This is a genomic window from Nocardia terrae (assembly GCF_009760405.1).
Lineage (GTDB): Bacteria > Actinomycetota > Actinomycetes > Mycobacteriales > Mycobacteriaceae > Nocardia > Nocardia terrae.
Genome location: NZ_WRPP01000011.1, coordinates 73069 through 93023 on the forward strand (window position 1 = coordinate 73069; position 19955 = coordinate 93023).

Sequence of the window (19955 nt, forward strand, 5' to 3'; positions counted from 1 at the left end):
GTGGCCGCGGCTACGACGGGTCGAGTTCGGTGGTGAAGCCTTTCTCGATGCGGGTGAGGAAGTCGGTGATCAGGGTCAGTTCGGCTGTTGTGTAGGTGGAGATCTCGCGACGCCAGGTGCCCAAGAGGGGGCCGTAGATGGGGGCTATGTCGGAGCGGGCTCGGGTTTCGTCGAGGTGGATGAGGACTCGGCGGCGGTCGGTGGTGTCGCGTTCTCGGCGGACCAGGGTGGCTTTTTCGAGGCGGTCGATGAGGCCCGTCATGGAGGCGGTGGTCAGGCCGGTGAGGCGGGCCAGGTCGCCTGCGGTGCGGGGGCGAGCTTGGAGTAGTTGCAGGACCTGCATGTCGGTGGGGTTGATGCCCAGGCGGCTTGCGGCCTGCTGGTTCATTCGCATGCCGAGCTCGGCGGTGCGGCCGACTCCGGCCAGCACGGCGTCGATCAAATGCGCCTTCTCCGTTGACATCCCGCAGTCCTCTCGGCATCCTGATAACTAGGAATCCTAGTAATTAGATTTCCTTGACATCAGCTTATCGAGAGGAATGGCGATGGTGCGTCATTCGACCCCGCTTCTGCTCGTACTCGCCGCGGCGCTCGCCACCGCCTGCGGATCGAACCACACCGTGACCGCCGCCGAGATGTACCAGGGCCGTTGGAATTACGACCTGCCCGACGCGGCCACCATGACCAATATCGCCATCATGAACATCGGTGACGGCGTGCGGGGCCCGCAGATCGGTGACATCGTGTTCACCGCCGCCGGGCCCGACCGGATCGTCGGCCGCACCGATGTCGGATGCACGTGGCAATTCGCGGTCACCGCAACCGGTCTCGCACTCGCATCACCCGGACAGACCTGCTACAACCCGACCGCGGGATACGCCTACACCATGACCGAATGGACGGTTCACGTCTCCGGCGGCCACGAGACCGAATCCATCAAGGCCGTCAGCCACCATGAAGACCGCGACTACGAGTTCGACCTGTCCCGCGGTGCCCGAACGCGTGCCGCCGAGGATGATCCCAAGGCTGCCAAGGCATTCCAGGGCACCTGGGCCTACGGTGCCCCCGACCTCGGGTCTGGTGCGAACACACGCCTGGCGGCAGGAGGCGCGCCCAAACCCCTGACCGGTGCGGTCAGCATCACCCCCGACTACGACGACCGGGTCACCGCGCACACCGACGACGGGTGCGACTGGACCCTCGTCGCCCGCGGCGACACCGCCAAGCTCGACCCGCCCGCCCAAACCTGCACCCTTGCGAATGCCGCTGTGACGCTGAGCTATTGGACGATCGTCACCGACGGACACCGTCAGCTCTCGGCGATGTACGGCACCGACCTCACCGGAACCCGCTTCAGCGCATCCGGGGATCTGCTCCGGCGCTGAGCCCAGCCGCTACAACATCAGGCGGTCTCGATAACGCTGCTGCTGCTCGGTGGCCATGGCGCACCTCCGTCACGACGAATGTCCGGTGATGGTGTATCACCGGGTGGCGTTGTGTATCAACGATATTGAGCGGGCGTCGATTACTCCTCGGGGAGAGCGCTGGGGCTGCCGGTCCAGGCCGGGGCGCGGTGGTCGAGGTAGGCGCGGACTCCTTCTTTCGCGTCGTCCTGTGCCATCAAGATCAGGTGGAGGTCGGTTTCGGAGGCGCCGATGTGGGCGGCGTCGCGTTCGAAGGTGGACCACAGGAGGCGTTTCGAGGCTGCGATCGAGAGGGGAGCGGTGTTCACGGCGATGTCGCGAGCCAGGGCGTGGGTGGCGGCGAGGACCTGATCGCCGGGGAGGGATTGAAGGCACAGTCCCCAGTCCGTGGCCTGGGAGCCGGTGAATGTCGTTCCGGTGAGGAGTAATTGGGCGGCTCGGGAGATGCCGATGAGGCGGGGGAGGGTCCAGTGGGAGTAGGCGTCGCCGATCATGCCCCGGCGGACTTGGGGGATGGCGTATTTGGCGTCGGAGGCCATGATGCGGAGGTCGCATTGCAGGGCCAGGGTCAGGCCGATTCCGATGGCGTGGCCGTTGACGGCGGCGAGGACCGGTTTGCGGAGACGCCAGGCGGGCGGGTTGACGCCCGCGGCACTGAAATCGGTGTGCGGATCGGTGAACGTCTCGTCACCCGAGGAGAGGTCCGCGCCCGCGCAGAAGGCGGGCGGACGGCCGGTCAGGATGAGCACCCGCACGTCGTCGTCGGCATCGCAGGCGCGGTAGGCGTGGGAGAGCTCCGCGCCCATCTCGCGGGTGAAGGCATTGCGGCGCTCGGGGCGGTCCAGGGTGATGGTGGCAATGCGTTCGGAGACTTCGACATTCAGAGTGCGGTAGTCGGTCATCGGGCGTCCCGCGCGCGCAGGGCTTCGGTGGTGCGGCGGGCGGCGGCCAATACCAGGGGGCCGAGGCGGTCGACGCGCAGGCCGGGTCCCGTCGCCGAGATCGCCCCCAGCACAGCACCGTCGGGGTGAAGGACGGGCGCGGCGATGCTGACGATCCGCATCGGGCAGCGATCCGCCTCGCTCACCGCCAATCCGTGCCGAGTGCGAGTCCGGTGCAGGCGACTGTGCAGTTGCCGCAGATGATCCGGCCGACGGGTGGTGAAGAGCGCGTCGACGCGCTCGGGTCCCATGGTGGCGAGCACCGCCCATCCCGGCGCGGTCCGATCCGCCGCGATGCGGACCCCGGACAGCGGCGGCACCGCCGATGTCGTTCCGACCTTGTCCAGGTAGCGGATTCGGCGACCCTCCAGCACGCCCAGATGCGCGCCCACCCCGGTGCTCCGGTGCAGCGCCAGCAGCCCCGGCCCCGCCGCCGCCCGCAACTCCGCGCATTCGGGTTGCCGCGCGGTCAGATCGAAGGCCCGCCGGCCGAGTCGATGTCCACCGCAATCGGGTTCGAGCCACTCGAGCCGCACCAGTTCGCGAATGATGCGATACGCGGTGGTCCGGGGCAGCCCGGTCGCCGCCGCCACCGCGTCGAGCCCGACGGGTGCGGTCTCGGCGCCGAAGACGTCGAGCACCTGGGTCATGCGCTCGATCATCGACGGCCGGCCCGGCGTGTTCTCTCTGCTCTGCATCGCATACCTCCGAGCCGAAGCTAACCTCCGGCACCGGTCCGGTCGATACCCCCGATTCCATTGGCCGGAACGGTCGGCACCGCCGCGCCGCACCGGCTGATAGAGCAGGGCCCATGCTCCTCGACGTTCAACTCGACGCGCCCCCGGACCAACTCCGCACCCGCGCAGCCGAATTCGCCGCCCTCGGCCTCGACGGCCTGTTCACCTTCGAAGGCTCCCACGATGTCTTCGTCCCGCTCGCGGCCGTCGCACCCACCGCCGAGCTGGACCTGATGACCAATGTGGCCGTAGCCCTGCCCCGCAGCCCCTTGCACGCCGCCCACGCCGCCTACGACCTGCACCACCTGAGCCGCGGCCGATTCCGCCTGGGCCTCGGATCCCAGATCCGCCCGCACATCGAACACCGCTACGGCACCCCCTGGTCCCGCCCGGCCGCCCGCATGGGCGAATTCGTCCGCGCGGTCAAGACGATCCTGGACGCCTGGCAGACCGGCGAGCCGTTGAACTTCCGCGGCGAATTCACCCGCCACACGCTCATGCCGCCCACCTTCGACCCGGGCCCCAACCCGTACGGCGTCCCGCCCGTCCTGATGGGCGCGCTCGGCCCGATCATGACCCGGACCGCCGCCGCGACCGCCGACGGACTGCTGGTCATGCCCTTCAACAGCGCCCGGCATTTCCGCGAGCGCACCCTGCCCGCGGTGCGGGACGGCCTCGCCCGCGCGGGCCGAGACCGCGCGGATTTCACCGTCGTCCCGCAGGTCATGGCAGCCCTGGGCCGCACCCCGGCCGAAGTCGACCGGGCGCGGGCCGGAGTCCGCGCTCTCCTCGCCTTCTACGCCTCCACTCCCGCCTACCTCCCCGTCCTCGACATCGAAGGCCACGCGCACCTGCAACCCGTGCTCGATGCCCTCGCCAAACGCTCCGCCTTCGCGGAGATGGCCGCCCACATCGACGACGAGACGCTGTCGACCTTCGCGGTCGTCGGCACACCCGAGGACTGCGCCCACGAGATCGAGGCCAGATTCGGCGGGGAGGCCGACCGCGTGTGCGTCTATTTCCCCGGCTACACGCCCGCCGGTGAACATCTCGCCGACCTGGCCCGTGCCCTCCATGCGTTGCGGTGACAACGCACGCGGCGATAAGTCTGTGAACAGCGGCTTCACACGTATCGTGGGCGTTGGGCCACCGGAAGGCTCCAAGGAGGGGCAATGACGACCAACGGGCAATCTGCACTCGAGCTGGATGGGCTGTACAAGAAGTTCGGGGGGCCATGGGTGGTGGAGGGAGTGAGCCTCACCGTGCCGCCCGGCTCGTTCTTCGGACTGGTCGGCCCGAACGGCGCGGGCAAGACCACCACCCTGTCGATGGCCGTGGGCCTGCTGCGCCCCGACCACGGGATCGCGCGCATCTTCGGCACCGAGGTCTGGTCGGACCCGGCGCGCGCCAAGGCCGCGGTCGGCGTGCTGCCCGACGGCCTGGCCCTGCCCGAGCGGCTCACCGGCCGCGAGCTGCTCAACTTCACCGGCCTGCTGCGCGGCATGGACAAGGCGACCGTGGTCGGCCGCGCCGACGAACTGCTGAACGTGCTCGAGCTCAACGACGCGGAAAACACCGTGGTGGTGGACTATTCGGCCGGTATGCGCAAGAAGATCGGCCTGGCCACCGCCCTGCTGCACGCCCCGAAGCTGCTGGTGCTGGACGAGCCGTTCGAGGCGGTGGACCCGGTCTCGGCCGGAACCATTCGCACCATCCTGCAGCGATTCGTGGCGGCCGGCGGCTCGGTGGTGCTGTCCAGCCACGTCATGGCCCTGGTCGAAACCATCTGCGACCGGGTGGCCGTGATCAATCGGGGCCGCGTCGTCGCGGGCGGCACCCTCGCCGAGGTCCGCGGGGACGGCACCCTCGAAGAGGCGTTCGTCCGGCTCGTCGGCGGCCGCGTCGGCGGCGAGGAGGGGCTGTCGTGGTTGGCGTCCTGATCCGCATGCGCCTGACCCTCATGCGGCGCAATATGCGCGGCGGCCGTGCGGCGCTGAGCTTCTGGCTCGGCACCTGCTTCGGAGTGATCGCCGCGGGCGTGACCGTGATGCTCATCGCCACCGCCCACGACACCGTGCACGGCGGCGTGACGGTCGCGGCGGCCTTGTTCGCGGCCTGGACCCTCGGCTGGATCTGCGGTCCGGTGCTCACCGGCAGCAGCGACGAGACGCTGCAACCCGAGCAATTCCGCTTGCTGCCGTTGACGACTCGGCAACTCGCCTACGGTCTCGCCGCGACGGCCTTCGTGGGCGCCGCCCCGATCGTGAACCTGATCGCGTTCGGCGGCCTGGTGCTGCTGGCCGCCCCGATCGGCTTGGGCGCCATGGCGATCGCGGCCGTGGCCGCGGTGCTCCAGGTGGTCTTCGTGGTGCTGCTGTCGCGGGTGGTGGTGGCCTGGCTGGGCGCGGCCATGCGCTCGCGGCGCGGCAAGGACCTGGGCGTGTTGCTCACGGCCCTCATCGGATTGTCGTATTACCCACTGAACCTGCTGGTTTCGGCGATCGGGCCGAAACTGGAGAAAGACGACGGCCCGGCGTCGGTGGCCCTGCGCGCGGTGCCGTCGGGCTGGGCGCCCTACGCTGTCGACGCCGCGTCCCGCGGCAACTACCTGCTGGCCCTGCTGCCGCTGCTCGGCCTGGTGGTACTCGCCTTCGTGCTGTTCCAGGGCTGGGCCGTATTGCTGGAGCGGCGGCTCACCACCCCGCCCGCCCCGGCGGGACAGATCGTGGACACCGGTGGCGGCCTGCTGGATCGCTATATCCCGGCCACCCCGGTGGGCGCGGTGGTCACCAAGGAACTGCGCACCTGGTGGCGTGACGGCCGCCGTCGCGCGGCCCTGCTGCCGCTGCTGCTCATCGGCTTCGTGCTGCCGATCTTCCTGTCCGTGCGCTCGGGGGGTAGCGGAACCATCCCGTTCTCGGGCGCTTTCGTGATCTGGCTGGCCACCATGTCGAGCACCAACCTGTACGGATTCGACGGCACCGCGGTCTGGCAAACGCTGGTGACGCCCGGCGCGGAACGCGCGGACGTGCGCGGCCGGGCCTATGCCTGGCTGCTGCTGGTCGCGCCGCTCGCCGTGCTGGCCACGCTGATCCTGCCCGGCGCGCTCGGCCGTGCCTATCTGTATCCGTGGGCGCTGGCGATACTTCCGGTGCTGCTCGGAGTGGGTGCGGGCAGCGTGCTGTTCCTGTCCACGCACGCGGCCTTCGCGCTGCCGCCGCAGCGCGGCAATCCCTTCGCGGGCTCGGGCAACCCGGGCTGTATGAAGATCCTCATGCAGCTGAGCGTCGGCCTGGTGCAGTTGCTGGTGGCGGCTCCGGTGCTGGTGATGCTGGGAGTCGGTGCGGGCCTGCACAATTCGCCGCTGCAGTGGGCGGCCGTCCCGATCGGTGTGGTGCTCGGCGGCCTCGGCGCGGCCCTCGGAATCCGCTGGGCGACCACCCGGTTGGAGACCCGCGGTCCCGAGCTGCTGGCCGAGGTCAAGCCGCGCTGAGCCGGTATCGGATCACGCCGGCGCGCCGGCGCGCTACTCGGACGTAGGTCGATCTCCGTCCGGAATTCGGGTAGCGCACTACTGCGGACTTCTCCCGATGCGAGGCTCATTCTGAATCCCGCGAGCGCAGTTCTCGAATCTTCTGGGAGACAGCGAAAGTGGATCAGATCCTGTATTGGAATACGGTGGCGCTGGAGTCGGATCGCATGGCGCACACCGAGATCAAGCCCGTGGAACGCGGGTCACGCGGTCCGGCCGGCAGTTCTCGTGCGTTGGCCGTGGTGCACCTGGCCATGCACGATGCCATCTTCAGTATCTTCGGTGCACCGCACGGCACGTGGCTGACCAGCCCGCCGGTGGCCGCCAACGGCGCGGCCCCCGACGCGGCCATCGCGGTGGCCGCGCACACCACCCTGTCCGCGCTCTACCCCGCGCAGACGGCGCGATTCGACAAGGCCCTGCGCGAGGCCGGATTACGCGGACCCGGCACGGGTCGCGGCAGCACCCACGGCCAGGCCGTGGGCCGCGCGGTGCTCGAGGCCCGCGCCGGCGATCCGAGCCTCGGCGACGCCGACTATGTGCCCGACACCGCCCCGCCCAACCACCGCCCCGACCCGGCCAACCCGAAACAGGGTTACTACGCACCGCACTACGGCGCCCGTTCCCGCTGCTTCGGGGTCACCAGCCGCTACACCCTCGACCCGCCGCCCAAGGACAACGACCCCCGCTACCTGGCGGCCCTGCGCGAGGTCCGGGCCAAAGGCATTGCCGCCGAGGCGGTCGCGGGCCTGCCCGCGGGGATGGCGGCCCGCACCGCCGACGAGACCCTGCGCGCGGTGTACTGGGCCTACGACGGCGCGAAACGGCTGGGCAGCCCGCCGCGGCACTACAACCTCGTCACCCGTGAGATCGCCGTCGCCCGCGGCAATGACGTGGAACAGAACGCCCGGCTGTTCGCCCTGGTCAATGTCGCCATCGCCGACGCGGCGATCCTGTGCTGGGACGACAAGTACCGGCACAACCTGTGGCGGCCCATCCTCGGCATCCGTGAATACGACCCGGCCATGGGGCCGGAGGCCGTGCCGGGCAACGGACTCGACGGCGACTGCGACCCGGGCTGGCTGCCCCTCGGCGTGCCCCGCAGCAACGAGATCGCGGGCAACCTCACCCCGCCCTATCCCTCCTACCCCTCCGCGCACGCGGCCCTCGGCGGCGCGGCCTTCCAGACCATCCGCCGCTACTACGACGTCGCCGCCGACGGACCCGACATCCTCACCGACGGAATGGGTTTCGTCTCCGAGGAGCTCGACGGGCACAGCACCGACAATCGCGGGGTGGTGCGTCCCCGCCATGTCCGGCGTTTCACGGGCGGCCTGTGGCAGATGATGGAGGAGAACGCCCGCGCCCGGGTTTTCCTCGGCGTGCACTGGCCCTTCGACGCCTTCGCCACCGACCTGGCCGGGCACATGGATCTGTCCCAGAACGTCGGTGGCGTCAGGCTGGGCCGCGATGTCGCGGATGACCTGTGGGCCAGCGGATTACGGCAGGACCAGGCAGCCGGGCCGCGGCTGCCGTGATCAGCGGAACGATGCGGGCAGCGCGGTGAGATCCACCGTCTCGGCCATGATCCGGGCCCCGACGTCGTTGAGGTGCATGCCGTCGCCGCAGTCGAGATCGGGGCGGATGCGATCGCGGTCCGCCGGATCCGCCACCGCCGCGGCCACATCGAAGACCGCGTCGAACACGTCGGTGGTGCGCAGCCATTCGTTGACCGCCCACCGCACCGGAATGCCCTCGGCGACGGACAGACCCGGATAGATCGCCCCGCCGAACGGCCCGATGGTGTTCGCGTAGATCGGCAGCCCGGCCGCGTGCGCCCGCTCGGCCAGCGCGGTGAAACCCGCGATGAGCCGCTCGGCACTCGCGGTGCCGGCCAGGATCAGGTCGTTGATGCCGAAGTTGGCCCACACCGCCGCGACGCCCGGCACCGACAGCACGTCCCGCTCGAACCGGGCCAGGCCGTGCTCGCCGATCTCGTCGTCCAGCAACCGGTTTCCGCTGATGCCCTGATTGACCGCCCATCCGGTGGCCAGTCGCTCATTGAGCACATCGACCGAACGCCGGTTCGCGCCATGGGTGGAACCCACGCCCTCGAACCACGAGTCGCCGAAGGCCACCAGCACCGGAGCCCCGGCGTCGGAGGATGTGGAATCGACAGCGACGTCGATTCCGGTGAGGAGAAACCGTGCGGCGGTCTCCTCGGCATCGGACGGTGCAGCGTCGCCCGTCCGATCGCCGGCGCCGATCCAGCTGCTCTCGATCGGCATCTGCGCGAAGGCCGGCAGCGCCGATTCCGGCAGGTACACGCTGACCGCCAGTTCGGTACCCGCCTCGACGGCGAAGTCCACCGGGTCACCGACCGCGTCGGCTCCGGCGGGAACGCGCGTCGACGCCGACCCGCCGAACCGCACTTCGGTATCGGTCTCGGGCACGATCTCGCCGCCGGACTTGCGCACCGCGATCCGGACCGCGCCGATCGCCAGGTCCTGCGCGCCGTACCGATTGGTCAGCCGCACCCGCACCCGCGAGCCGCCCCCGGCCACCCGCACCACCTGCCGGACGGTCTCGTCGGCGAAGGCGCGCGGCTCGGCCAGCTTGATCGCCTCGGCCGGATTCACCAGCGGCGCACGGTAACCCGCCGCCCAGCGCTGCGTAGTCATCGGAACCTCCATTTAGTTGCACTGCGGAATATTGCGCTGACAACAAGATATCGGAAATGTTCCGCGTGTCAACTATCCCCATCGAAAACGCCTGGTTTAGGCTGCTCACCGTGGATCCCAAGCAACTCTTCGACGACCCCCGCCTGACCGCTGTCGGGCTGCTGTACGAGGCGCACCACGGGCTCCTCGCCCGGCTGGAGGAGACCTGGAAACGTCATGGGCTTTCCGGTCTCGACATGAACGCCCTGATGCGCCTGAGCCGTTCGTCCGGCCGCAAACTCCGCATGACCGACCTCGCCAGCCAGACGGACCTGTCCACCAGCGGCGTCACCCGCCTGGTGGATCGCCTGGAGCGCAACGGGCTGGTACGGCGCGAGGCCGATCCACGCGACCGCCGCAGTTCCTACGCGGTGCTCACCGCCGCGGGGGCGACCCGCGTGGCCCGCGTGCTGCCCGCCTACCTGGAAGGCATCGACCGCTGGTTCATCGGCCTGCTCACCCCGCAGCAGCTCGATGAGCTGACCGCGAGCCTGCGCATCATCCGCGACGCCACCAATCCCGAAGCCACGCAGGTGACGGAATGAATTCCGCTCGCCCCTCGTTGCGGTCGTTCGGCCGGTAGTTTGCAGACCGCAGGGTGTCTTTCGAGCGGTGAGAAAGTGGGAAACGGGTATGACGACCGAACGCGCGCTGGTGATCGGCGGCGGTGGGGTGGCCGGGATCTCCTGGGCCACGGGTGTTGTCGCCGGACTGGCGGACGCGGGCGTGGATGTCACCGGGGCGGATCTGCTACTGGGCACCTCGGCCGGGTCGAATGTGGCGGCGCAGCTGGGTAGCGGCCTGCCGATCGCGGAACTGGTGCGGCGGCAGGTGGATCCGGAGGTGCAGAGCCGGGAGATCGTGCCGTCGATGGACAAGATCGCCGGACTATGGGAGGTCTTCACGGCGATTCTCGAGGAGACGCAAGGAGATCCGGAGGCTCGACAGCGGCGTGTCGGTGCGCTGGCGCTGTCCGCCGAGACGGTGGCCGAAGCCGACCGGCTGGCGGTGATCGAGACCCGGCTGCCGGTGCACGAGTGGCCGGAGCGGGATCTGCGGGTGACCACGGTGAACGCCGAGACCGGCGAATCGCGGGTGCTGGACCGGAACTCCGGCATCAGCCTGGTCAACGCGGTCGCCGCCAGCTCCGCGGTGCCCATGGTGTGGCCGTGTGTCACCCTCGATGGCGCCCGCTACACCGATGGCGGCGTGCGGACCTCGGTCAATGCCGACCTGGCGGCGGGCTACGCCAGGGTCCTGGTGATCGCGCCCATGCCGGACGAGAACCTCGAGACCCAGGTGGCTGGTCTGGTTGCCGGTGGCGCGCGGGTCGAGGTGATCGTCCCGGACGAGGCATCGGTCGCCGCTTTCGGGGCCAATCCGCTCGACACCGCGACCCGGGTGCCGTCGCTGGAAGCCGGCCGCGCCCAGGCGAAGGCGGACGCGGCTCGGGTTGCCGCGCTCTGGAAGGACTGAGCCGCGCTCAGGGGAACCGGTCGTCAGCCGACCGCCCCGGCCGCGAGTGCCGCACGCCAGCCGCCGTATTCGCTGATGTCCTTGGCGGATTCGGCGGCGGCTCCGGTGCAGCCGAAGCCGGTGTGCCAGGTGCCGTCGGAGAGTTCGACGGCCCCGAGCTGCATCGGGGCGGGCAGGTTCGCCAGGAAGCGGCCCAGGGCGGCGGGGGAGAGCAGCCAGCGTTCCCCGGCCACCTCGACACCGGATTCCATTGTGGTGACCGGGGTTACCGCCGGTTTGGGCGGCACGGTGTCCAGTGCGGCCAGCCGGTAGCGCGGAGCGGTCTCGACGGGTCCGGACCAGCGCGCGCCGAGTTCGGTCAGCTGGTGTTCGAGGGGCTGGCCGCGCAGGTGCGCGCCGAAGACGATCAGATCGGTGACCGGCGCGACGGTCGCGGGCCAGGCGGGTTCCTCGAGTTCGGTGCCGGTGATGAGCGCGGCGACGTCGAGGGCGACGGCGTCCTCGAAGGCCCGCGCGAGCACAGTCACGCCGAAATACGGTGTGTCCGTGGGGACAGCGACCGCGCACAGGTCGAAGAGATTGCAGAAGTTCGTGTAGGTGCCCAATCGGGAGTTGACCGTGATCGGGTCGGCGGCGACCTCGGCGATGGTCGGGTGGGTCGGCGTGGTCGGGGTCAGCAATACGTCCGCACCGGCCAGGCTCGCCATGGCGGTGGCACGCAGCCGTTCCAGCGCCGCCAGGTCGGTGACCAGCCGGTGGGCGGGCAGATCCCGGGCCGCCCGGATGATGGAACCGACCGTGGGATCGACGGATTCGGGGTGGGCATCGACGAATTCGCCTACCGCCGAATAGCGTTCGGCGACCAGCGCGCCGTTGTAGAGGAGCTCGGCGGCGGCCAGGAAGGGGGTGGGATCGACTTCGACAATGGTCGCGCCCTGCTCGCGCACTGCGGCGACGGTGCGTTCGAATGCCTTGCGCCACTCCGGTTCCAGGTCGGGAAGCTCGCTGAACACGGCGACGACGGGCTGCGGCGGTGCGGCCAGCCGGGTGTCGGCGGGCCACGCACGGCCGCGCGCACCGGCGGCCATCACGCCCATGGCCCGGCTCGCCGTGCCGAGATCCCGCGCGAAGATGGTCACGCAGTCGTAGGAGCGGCAGGCGGGCACCACTCCGCCGGTCGAGACCACGCCGATGGTGGGCTTGATCCCGACCAGCCCGTGAAACGCCGCCGGGACACGCCCGGAACCGGCGGTATCGGTGCCGATGGCGATATCCACCTCGCCCCTCGCCGCCGCCGCGGCCGAGCCGGAACTCGAACCGCCCGAGACGTATCCGGGCCGCAGCACGTTCTCGACCACCCCGTAGGGCGAGCGGGTGCCGACCAGGCCGGTGGCGAACTGATCGAGATTGGTCTTGCCGACCACCACCGCCCCGGCCGCGCGCAGCGCCGCGACCGCGGGGGCGTCCCGCTCCGGGACGTGCGCGTAGTCGGGACAGCCCGCGGTGGTCGGCAGTCCCGCGACATCCACGTTGTCCTTGACGGCCAGCCGCAGTCCGGCCAAAGAACCGGCTGCTCCAAGGATTTCGGCGTCCACGTCGTCGTCGGCACGGCGATGGATCCACACGGTCATGTGAGTACTCCTCGATCAGAAGACTTGGCGTGAGTTACGCGTCGGCGACGGCGCGGCGTCGTCCCGGAGGGCCGTCGGCCGGGATCCACGTACTGTTCGTGAAATTCCGGCCGAGGATCTGCCGGATCGGCGGTGGTCGCGGCCGTACGCGCTCAGGGCGTTTCGGCGAGCTCGCCCGCCTCACGCCACGAATGGCGTTCGGCGGTGAAGGCTTCAGCCTGGCGGGCGCGGAAGTCGGCGATGGATGCGGCATTGTCGGACAGGAACTTCCGGTAGTCGACGAGCCGGAATTCGCCGTCCTCGGCGAGCAGGGTGCCGCGACCGGCGGCGGTGTCGGCGCGCAGGTCCAGGAGTTCTTCGGCGCTCACCGGGTACCAGCTGATGCGGTCGAAATAGCGCAGTAGCCACGGGTCTTCGCCGATGCCCGCCGAGCGGTGGTCCCAGACCTGGGTGGTGCGGCCGACGAACTGGTAGCCGCCGGGGCCCTCCATGCCGTAGATGCACAGGTACGCGCCGCCGATGCCGACCGCGTTCTCGGGGGTCCAGGTGCGGGCGGGGTTGTACTTGGTGGTGACCAGGCGGTGCCGCGGGTCGGTCGGGGTGGCGACGGGTGCGCCGAGGTAGACGTCGCCGAGGCCGAGGACGAGGTATTCGGCGGCGAAGACGGTGTCGAAAACCTCGTCCACGGAGGACAATCCGTTCATCCGGCGGATGAACTCGATGTTCCACGGGCACCACGGGGCGTCGGCGCGCACGCCGTGCATGTAGCGGGTGATCGCCTCCCGGGTGGACGGGTCGTCCCAGGACAGCGGCAGTCGGACCGTGCGGCTGGGGACCACCAGTTCGTCGGCGGATGGCAGTTCGGCCTCCACCTCGGCCAGCAGGTCCAGGAGCTTGCGGGTGGGCAGGCGGTCGGGGTCGTTGCGCACCTGCAGCGAGCGCACGCCCGGCGTCAGCTCGGTGATACCCGGCGTCGACCGTTCCAGCAGCGCCCGGTGCAAGGCGTGCACGCGGGCGCGCAGCTCCAGATCCAGTGTCATGTCGCCGTATTCGACGAGCAGGCCGTCATTTCCCGCGCGGCGGTAGGTGACCGAGGTGTCCGCGCCGTCGCGGCGGGCGAGCACGCCGTCGTCACCGTCGCCGCCCGTGGACAGCACCACGGGCCAGGCCGCGCGGCGCTCGGCCCCGAGTTCGCGCAGCGAGGCCGCGCGGTCCGCCCGCACCGGCACGAAGCGCACCTTGTCGCCGGGCGTGAGCTGACCCAGCTTCCAGCGGTCGGCCGCGACCACGGTGACCGGGCAGACGAACCCGCCCAGGCTCGGCCCGTCCGGACCGAGCAGGATCGGGGTGTCCCCGGTGAAGTCCAGTGCGCCAACCGAATACGCGGTGTCGTGGATGTTCGACGGATGCAGGCCCGCCTCACCGCCGTCGAGCCGCGCCCACTGCGGCTTCGGCCCGATCAGGCGCACCCCGGTCCGGTCGGAGTTGAAGTGCACCTCGTAGTCGGTGCCCACAATGGTGTCGAAATCGGTGCGGGTGAAGAACTCCGGCGCACCGTGCGGGCCCTCGGTGACCGCCAGCTCCCACCTGCGGGTCAGGACGGGTTGATTGTCGCCGGTCACCCCGGCGGTCACCCGTCCGGGCGTCCCGAGCGTGAATTCGTCACCGGCCGCCAGTGCCCGGCCGGTGCCGCCGCCGAACTTGCCGAGCGTGAAAGTCGCTCGGCTGCCGAGGTATTCGGGTATCTCGAGGCCGCCCGCGACCAGGATGTAGCAGCGCATCCCGGGTCCGCGCACCATTCCGATATCGAGAACGCCGCCCGCCGGCACCGGCACGCTGCGCCACTGTCGCACCGCGCGGCCGTTCACGGTGACCGGCACCGGTGCGCCCGTCACGCAGACCCAGGTCGCGGTCTCGAAGCGCAGGGCCGGGCCACCCAGCGTGCACTCCAGCCCGGCCGCGCCCTCCGGATTCCCGAGCGCCCGATTGCCCAGCCGGAACGACAGATCGTCCATCGGGCCCGACGGCGGCACGCCCACATGCCAGTAGCCGATCCGGCCCGGCCAATCCTGCACGGTGGTCTGCATTCCCGGCCGCATCACCTGGAAAGTCGCGGCGGGAGAAGTGTTCTCGACCGTTTCGAGTTCGGGCAGCACGGCCGTCATCGGGTCACCACCATGCGGACCGGCGTCGGGTCGAAACCGTTGCAGGGGTTGTTGATCTGCGGACAGTTCGACACCAGGACCAGGGTGTCGGTCTCGGCCCGCAGCGTGATCTTCTTCCCCGGCGCGGAGAGCCCGTCCACGATGCCGAGCGTGCCGTCGGCCTCGACCGGAACGTTCATGAACCAGTTGATGTTCGACACCAGATCACGCTTGCCCAGCCCCCACTTCAGGCCCTCCGCCAGGAAGTTCTCGACGCAGGCGTGCTGATGGCGGGTGTGGTGCCCGTAGCGCAGCGTATTCGACTCCTGCGAGCACGCGCCCGCCACGGTGTCGTGATTGCCGACCTCGTCGGCGACCACGGTCATGAGCGCGTTCCCGGCGTCGGTGCGCAGCACGCTGCCGGTGGTCAGGAAGATAGTGCGCTGCGCGGTGATCGTCGCCTGCGCGCTGTACCGGTCGGTGTGATCGGCGGCGTTGTAGAGCAGGCAGTCCACGGCCTGATTGCCGTGCAGGTCGATGATCTCCAGCTGCTCCCCGGCCCGCACGACGGCCGACCACGGCGCCCGGGCGGGAACGGTCTCGTCCAGGACGACGGTGCGAGCGGTCGTGATCATGCGTGGGCCTCCAGAGTGCGTGCGTGCCAGTCCTGCTCGGTGTTCTCCACCGCGCGCAGGTATTCCGGGTCGGTGTTGTGCGCGAGGGCCAGCTCCTCGGGCGCGGACCAGGCCACGACGTCGAGCGGGGTGATCGGTGTGGCGTCGAGGGGATGCTCGGCATTGGCCAGCAGCAACGTCACCGGCAGGTGCACGAGCAGATCGATCGCGGCTCCCGCTCCGGCCCCACCGGTAACCGTCAGCGCCCCATCCGATTCCACGCGCACACCCCGGAAGAACGACACCGTCGGCCCGACGTCGCGGGGTTCCAGTCCCTGCTTGACCCCGGCCAGCCGCAGTCGCTCCCGGCCCATGGGCGAAGGCCCGCACAGGGTGTCGTGATGGCCCGACGAATCCGCCACGACGGTGGCCAGCACCCGGCCCTGATCCGACAGCAGCGGATGCCCCACCCCCAGGTACGCCTGCCACGGCACCTTCACGGTGTCGGCGACATTGAGCCGCTCCCAGGGAGATTCGGCCCGCAGTAGGAGCAGATGCGCACAAGCCGCTCCCATCGGATCGGACAAGCGGACCCGGGTGCCGCGCGCCAGCACCGTGTTCGCGTATCCCCCCGCGGGAATCCGCTGGGCGAAGGTGATCTTCGCGCTCGGCACCGCCGCGGGCAGGTCCGGCCCGACGGTGGCGGCCGCCGCGGCCTGGGAGCGCGCGTGGTCCCGCGCGCCGGTGGTGTTCGCTGTGCTCACTACTACTCCGTTCCTCGGGGGTCGTCGCTGACCCGCTGTTCGGGTGCGCCGCCGGTCCGGTGATCGCGCCACCGCCGCCAGCCGCGCCGCGCCAGGTCCTCGAGCAGCAGGGCCAGTTCGGGGCGGCCGTGCAGCCGGGGGTCGGGCTGTGGTGCGATCATCGGAATCTCCGGGTGCTCAGGCGATCTGGACTGCCGGTGCGCTCTCGGCGAGACCGCGGACGGGTGTCACGATGCGGTGGACGATCGCGCCGACCGCCACGGTGAGCAACACGAACAGCGGTGCGGCCCAGAGCATCCACCAGCCGCCGCCGGTCGGGGTGTAGACCTCGGGGCGGGGCCAGGCCAGGTTCACCGCCATGGCGATGCCCCAGATCACGGCCAGTGCGTTGACGGCGATGCCGTAGCGGCCGAGGGCGAACAGTTTCGTGCCCGCCGCGTCGCCCGCGATGTCGGCGGGCCAGCCCTTGATCCGGCGGACCAGCAGCGGGACCGTGACCAGCAGGTAGGCGAGGTAGAGCATGACGATGCAGACACTGGCCAGCGTGGCGAAAATGGCCGCGTTGCCGAGGTTCAGGGCCAGCAGGCCGATGCCCAGCGCACCGATCACCACGGCGGGCCACACCGGGGTGCCGAAGCGAGGATGCACGGTCGAGAGCGGCTTGGCGAAGGGCAGCCGTCCATCGCGGGCCATGGAGAACAGCAGTCGCGAACCGGCCGTCTGAATCGCCAAGGTGCACACCGTGATCGCGCACGCCACGCACGCCAGCACCACCTTGCCGGGCGTGGTGGAGAGCTTGGCCTCGATCACGTACGCCAGTCCGCCGCTGCCCAGCGAGCCGTCGGTCAGGCTCGGAGCGGCCATGAGCGCGCCCAGCAGGATGAGCCCGCCGCCCAGCGCCGAGACGGCCAGCGCGGACAGGATGGTGCGCGGCGCGACGTGGCGCGGGTTCTTGGTCTCCTCGGAAAGCTCACCGGCGGAGTCGAATCCGACCATGACGTACGCGGCCATCAGCCCCGAGGCCAGGAAGGCGGCCCAGTACGCGCCGGGCGCGGCCTGATCGTGCTGCAGGACCACACCGGGCCCGCGATCGGTGTGGGTGAAGAACACCGCGATCACCGCGCACACGCCGATGATCTCGATGGTCACGCCCAGCGAATTGATGCGCGCCATCCAGTCGATGCCCACCACGTTCACGACCGTGGTCAGCACCAGCAGCACGCTGCCCAGCAGCACCGCGTTCGAGGCGCCGTCGTGCGAGGTGAGATCGCTGTTCGTGCCGATGATCTGGAAGCCGGACCAGATGCTCGGCAGCACCACCTGCAGCGCGATGGCGGCCGCCGCGGCGGTCACGATCTGGGCGATGATCATCATCCAGCCCGCGAACCAGCCGATCACCTCCCCGGCCAAGCGGCGCGACCACTGGTAGATACAGCCCGAGATCGGGTAGCGCGCGGCCAGTTCCGCGAAGTTCAGGGCGACCAGGAACTGCCCGGCGAACACGATCGGCCAGGTCCAGAAGAAGGCCGCGCCACCGAACGAATAGCCGAAGCCGAAGAACTGGAAGATCGTGGTCAGGATGGACACGAAGGAGAATCCGGCCGCGAAGGAGGCGTAGCGGCCGAGCTTGCGGTGCAGGACGGGTTGGTAGCCGAAGCGCGCCAGGTCGGCACTGTCGTCGGGGAGGCTCGGCGGGTGGTCGGGGACTATGGCGTCGGTGGGGGCAACCATGGCGGCGAGTCTTTCGCGAGGGGAATATCTATCGATTGAAAGTTTTCCGTCCGCGATCGCTCACCCGGTGACGCTGTTGTATCGGTCGCGTGGCCTGGCGTAACTTCTGGGTTGCCGGTATTTCTGTCAAATGACAGAAAACTCACCTCGCAGGTCGTCCCGGTCGGTAGGACAGAATGACTACGTGACCCAACTCGGACCCGGCCGTCCCCGACTCGAACCCCGCCGCCGCGCAGGCCAGACCCCGCGCGCCGAAATCCTCGACGCCGCCGCCGAGTTGTTCACCAGTCACGGCTACGGCAATACCTCCACCCGCGCGGTCGCCGACGCCGTCGGCATCCGGCAGGCCTCGCTCTACCACCACTTCGCCGCCAAGGACGACATCCTCGACGCGCTGCTCGGCGAAACCGTCAGCACGCCACTGGAACTGGCGGGCAAGCTGGCCGACCGTCCCGAACCCGCGGCCGTGCGGCTCTACGCCCTGGCCTGGTACGACATCAGCCAGCTGCTGGCCAGCCGCTGGAATCTGGGTGCGCTGTATCTACTACCCGAACTGCGCAGCGACCGGTTCGCCAAATTCCGCGAGGGCCGCGACGCGCTGCGCAGACACTACGAGACGCTCTCGGCCGCCGTCATCGCCGAGGCCGGGGCGGACGCCGTGGCCGGGGCCGAACTGCTGCCGTTCCGGCTGGTGGAATCGGTCATCAATATGCGCTCGGACGAGGGCGCGGCCCCCGAGTACGCCGAGCAGCTCATCCCCGACGCCATCCTGCGACTGCTCTGCTGGACCGGATCACTCGTCGAAACCCGGGTGGCCGCACTGGAATTGGCGGCACAATTCCCGCCCGACCAGGACTGACCGGCCGGATTCCCGGACGGCGGGCTCAGGACTTGCCCTTCGAGGTGCCCCACTTCAGGCCCCACCCGTAGGCCTGATCCACCGCCAGCTTGCCCCAGAAGCGGCGGCCCTCCGGCGGGCGCACGAAGCGGCCCTCGCGGCGCACCACCAGCTCGCCGTTGATGTTCTCGATCAGCGCCAGCACCATCTCGCGCGAATCATCGTGGCAGCCGCCGACTTCCATCTCGATCGGCGGGGCATCGCGGGGGTACAGGGTCGCGGTGGCGTGCACGCCGCGGAAGTCCTGCGCACCCTCGTAGAGCGAGGCGAACACCAGGATGCGGCGGAAGTCGGCGGTGTGGTCGAGGTTGATGGACAGGTTCTCGCCCGCCGCGCTGCCGCCGGTCCGGTCGTCCTGGTCCAGGGCGATGTACGGGGGCTTGTGCAGGTTGCCGAAGGTGTCCAGTGCGCTCACCGCGCCCTTCGACCCGTCGGCCAGCTCCCAGAACGCGCACAGATCCAGGTCCAGTCCGCCGTTGCCCGCACGCTTGCGGCCGAACAGGCCACCGGAGCTTGGGACCGACCAGTTCAGGTTCACGCGCATGATGCCGCCGGTCGCGCCCTGTTTGGTCAGCGAGACCGCCGGGGTGTCCTTGGTCAGCGAGATCTTGCCCAGGTTCACGCGGGGCTCACGCGCCGGCGGCGGGGGCGGCACGATCGGCTGCGGGGGAGTGGGCGGCGGCGGAGGCTTGATGGGCTGCGGCGGGGTCGGGGGGCGCGGGGGCGCGAAGGGCTGTAGTTCGGGGGCCGCGGGCTGCGGCGTAACCGGCTGGGGCGCGGGCGCTTCGTCCACCGAGATGCCGAAATCCGTTGCCAAGCCCGCCAATCCGGTGTCATAGCCCTGTCCGACCGCGCGGAACTTCCAGCCGCCGTCGCGCCGGTACAGCTCGCCCAGCACGAACGCGGTCTCCGAAGAGGCGTCGGTGCTGTCGAAGCGGGCCAGTTCGGTGCCGGACATATCCACCAAACGCACGTGCAGGCCGTGGAATTGGGCGAAGGTGCCGCCGTCGGCGGACGCGGCCAGCACGATCGTGTCGATCTGCGGTTCGACCTGCGCGAAATGCACCGACAGCACGTCGACGACCTGCGTGCCCTGCTGCTTGCCGAGATGGCGGACCGCGCCCGAGGCGTGCAGTTGCTGATTGTAGAAGACGAAATCGGCGTCCGAGCGGACCCGCCCGCTCGACAACAACAGTGCCGAGGCGTCGGCGTCGGGAACCCCGGGTCCCGTCTGCCACCCCAGCTCGATCCGAACCTCGGACACCGCCACCGGAACGTTGGAACCCTTCAACATCGACACAGATTCCAACGTATCCGATTCGACCCCGCGCCGTTCCGGGGTA

The 19955-nt window shown here is 69.9% G+C and carries 19 protein-coding genes; 8 read left to right on the plus strand and 11 right to left on the minus strand.

The genetic code is table 11. From position 1 onward, the window contains the following. Positions 1-10 precede the first annotated feature (10 nt). On the minus strand, positions 11-463 hold the full coding sequence (locus tag GPX89_RS37245; protein WP_157392469.1) for a MarR family winged helix-turn-helix transcriptional regulator: 453 nt from the start codon (positions 461-463) through the stop codon (positions 11-13). An 82-nt stretch (positions 464-545) separates the two neighbouring features. Here GPX89_RS37245 and GPX89_RS37250 point away from each other — a divergent pair, with 82 nt between their 5' ends. Further along, positions 546-1385, plus strand: coding sequence for a hypothetical protein (locus tag GPX89_RS37250; protein WP_157392470.1), 840 nt, complete (start codon positions 546-548; stop codon positions 1383-1385). 140 nt (positions 1386-1525) lie between these two features. Here the strand turns inward: GPX89_RS37250 and GPX89_RS37255 are convergent, their stop codons facing one another. Together GPX89_RS37255 and GPX89_RS37260 are read right to left on the minus strand one after the other, a co-directional pair. Then, positions 1526-2326 (minus strand): enoyl-CoA hydratase/isomerase family protein, encoded by an 801-nt coding sequence (locus tag GPX89_RS37255; protein ID WP_157392471.1) that lies wholly within the window; start codon positions 2324-2326, stop codon positions 1526-1528. Then, positions 2323-3063: an IclR family transcriptional regulator gene (locus GPX89_RS37260; RefSeq protein ID WP_157392472.1), complete on the minus strand. Its 741-nt coding sequence runs from the start codon at positions 3061-3063 to the stop codon at positions 2323-2325. The genes GPX89_RS37255 and GPX89_RS37260 overlap by 4 nt, the downstream gene beginning before the upstream one ends. A 113-nt stretch (positions 3064-3176) precedes the next feature. Between GPX89_RS37260 and GPX89_RS37265 the strand changes: the two genes are divergently transcribed. The 4 genes from GPX89_RS37265 (at position 3177) to GPX89_RS37280 (ending at position 8172) form a co-directional block, all read left to right on the plus strand. Next, positions 3177-4190 (plus strand): TIGR03617 family F420-dependent LLM class oxidoreductase, encoded by a 1014-nt coding sequence (locus tag GPX89_RS37265; RefSeq protein ID WP_157392473.1) that lies wholly within the window; start codon positions 3177-3179, stop codon positions 4188-4190. Positions 4191-4274: 84 nt separating this feature from the next. After that, on the plus strand, positions 4275-5042 hold the full coding sequence (locus GPX89_RS37270; protein WP_157392474.1) for an ABC transporter ATP-binding protein: 768 nt from the start codon (positions 4275-4277) through the stop codon (positions 5040-5042). Continuing rightward, positions 5027-6595 (plus strand): hypothetical protein, encoded by a 1569-nt coding sequence (locus tag GPX89_RS37275; protein WP_157392475.1) that lies wholly within the window; start codon positions 5027-5029, stop codon positions 6593-6595. The genes GPX89_RS37270 and GPX89_RS37275 overlap by 16 nt, the downstream gene beginning before the upstream one ends. Before the next feature lie 158 nt (positions 6596-6753). Next, entirely contained in the window at positions 6754-8172 is a 1419-nt protein-coding gene (locus GPX89_RS37280; RefSeq protein WP_157392476.1) for a vanadium-dependent haloperoxidase, read from the plus strand. Here the strand turns inward: GPX89_RS37280 and GPX89_RS37285 are convergent, their stop codons facing one another. Next, the gene (locus GPX89_RS37285) at positions 8173-9315 is read right to left on the minus strand and encodes a GDSL-type esterase/lipase family protein (protein ID WP_235948997.1); all 1143 of its coding nucleotides are present in this window, start codon (positions 9313-9315) and stop codon (positions 8173-8175) included. 110 nt (positions 9316-9425) lie between these two features. On the opposite strand from GPX89_RS37285, the gene GPX89_RS37290 reads away from it, so the two are divergent. Together GPX89_RS37290 and GPX89_RS37295 are read left to right on the plus strand one after the other, a co-directional pair. Further along, the gene (locus GPX89_RS37290; protein ID WP_328602742.1) at positions 9426-9899 is read left to right on the plus strand and encodes a MarR family winged helix-turn-helix transcriptional regulator; all 474 of its coding nucleotides are present in this window, start codon (positions 9426-9428) and stop codon (positions 9897-9899) included. Between the two features lie 88 nt (positions 9900-9987). Further along, positions 9988-10830, plus strand: coding sequence for a patatin-like phospholipase family protein (locus GPX89_RS37295; RefSeq protein WP_157392479.1), 843 nt, complete (start codon positions 9988-9990; stop codon positions 10828-10830). Between the two features lie 23 nt (positions 10831-10853). Here GPX89_RS37295 and atzF read toward each other — a convergent pair whose 3' ends face one another. The 6 genes from atzF to GPX89_RS37325 all read right to left on the minus strand — a co-directional run bounded on the left by atzF (position 10854) and on the right by GPX89_RS37325 (position 17714). Further along, positions 10854-12461 (minus strand): allophanate hydrolase, encoded by a 1608-nt coding sequence (gene atzF, locus GPX89_RS37300; protein ID WP_157392480.1) that lies wholly within the window; start codon positions 12459-12461, stop codon positions 10854-10856. A 152-nt stretch (positions 12462-12613) separates the two neighbouring features. Further along, on the minus strand, positions 12614-14560 hold the full coding sequence (locus GPX89_RS37305; protein WP_235949024.1) for a 5-oxoprolinase/urea amidolyase family protein: 1947 nt from the start codon (positions 14558-14560) through the stop codon (positions 12614-12616). 62 nt (positions 14561-14622) lie between these two features. Then, on the minus strand, positions 14623-15240 hold the full coding sequence (locus GPX89_RS37310) for an urea amidolyase associated protein UAAP2 (protein ID WP_157392482.1): 618 nt from the start codon (positions 15238-15240) through the stop codon (positions 14623-14625). After that, on the minus strand, positions 15237-15983 hold the full coding sequence (locus GPX89_RS37315; RefSeq protein ID WP_328602743.1) for a DUF1989 domain-containing protein: 747 nt from the start codon (positions 15981-15983) through the stop codon (positions 15237-15239). The genes GPX89_RS37310 and GPX89_RS37315 overlap by 4 nt, the downstream gene beginning before the upstream one ends. Before the next feature lie 2 nt (positions 15984-15985). Next, entirely contained in the window at positions 15986-16144 is a 159-nt protein-coding gene (locus tag GPX89_RS37320) for a hypothetical protein (RefSeq protein WP_157392483.1), read from the minus strand. A 16-nt stretch (positions 16145-16160) separates the two neighbouring features. Beyond that, positions 16161-17714: an amino acid permease gene (locus tag GPX89_RS37325; RefSeq protein ID WP_157392484.1), complete on the minus strand. Its 1554-nt coding sequence runs from the start codon at positions 17712-17714 to the stop codon at positions 16161-16163. A 184-nt stretch (positions 17715-17898) separates the two neighbouring features. Between GPX89_RS37325 and GPX89_RS37330 the strand changes: the two genes are divergently transcribed. Continuing rightward, positions 17899-18573, plus strand: a complete 675-nt coding sequence (locus GPX89_RS37330; RefSeq protein ID WP_328602744.1) for a TetR/AcrR family transcriptional regulator — start codon at positions 17899-17901, stop codon at positions 18571-18573. Between the two features lie 25 nt (positions 18574-18598). Here the strand turns inward: GPX89_RS37330 and GPX89_RS37335 are convergent, their stop codons facing one another. Further along, positions 18599-19906, minus strand: a complete 1308-nt coding sequence (locus GPX89_RS37335) for a TerD family protein (RefSeq protein WP_157392633.1) — start codon at positions 19904-19906, stop codon at positions 18599-18601. Positions 19907-19955: the final 49 nt, after the last annotated feature.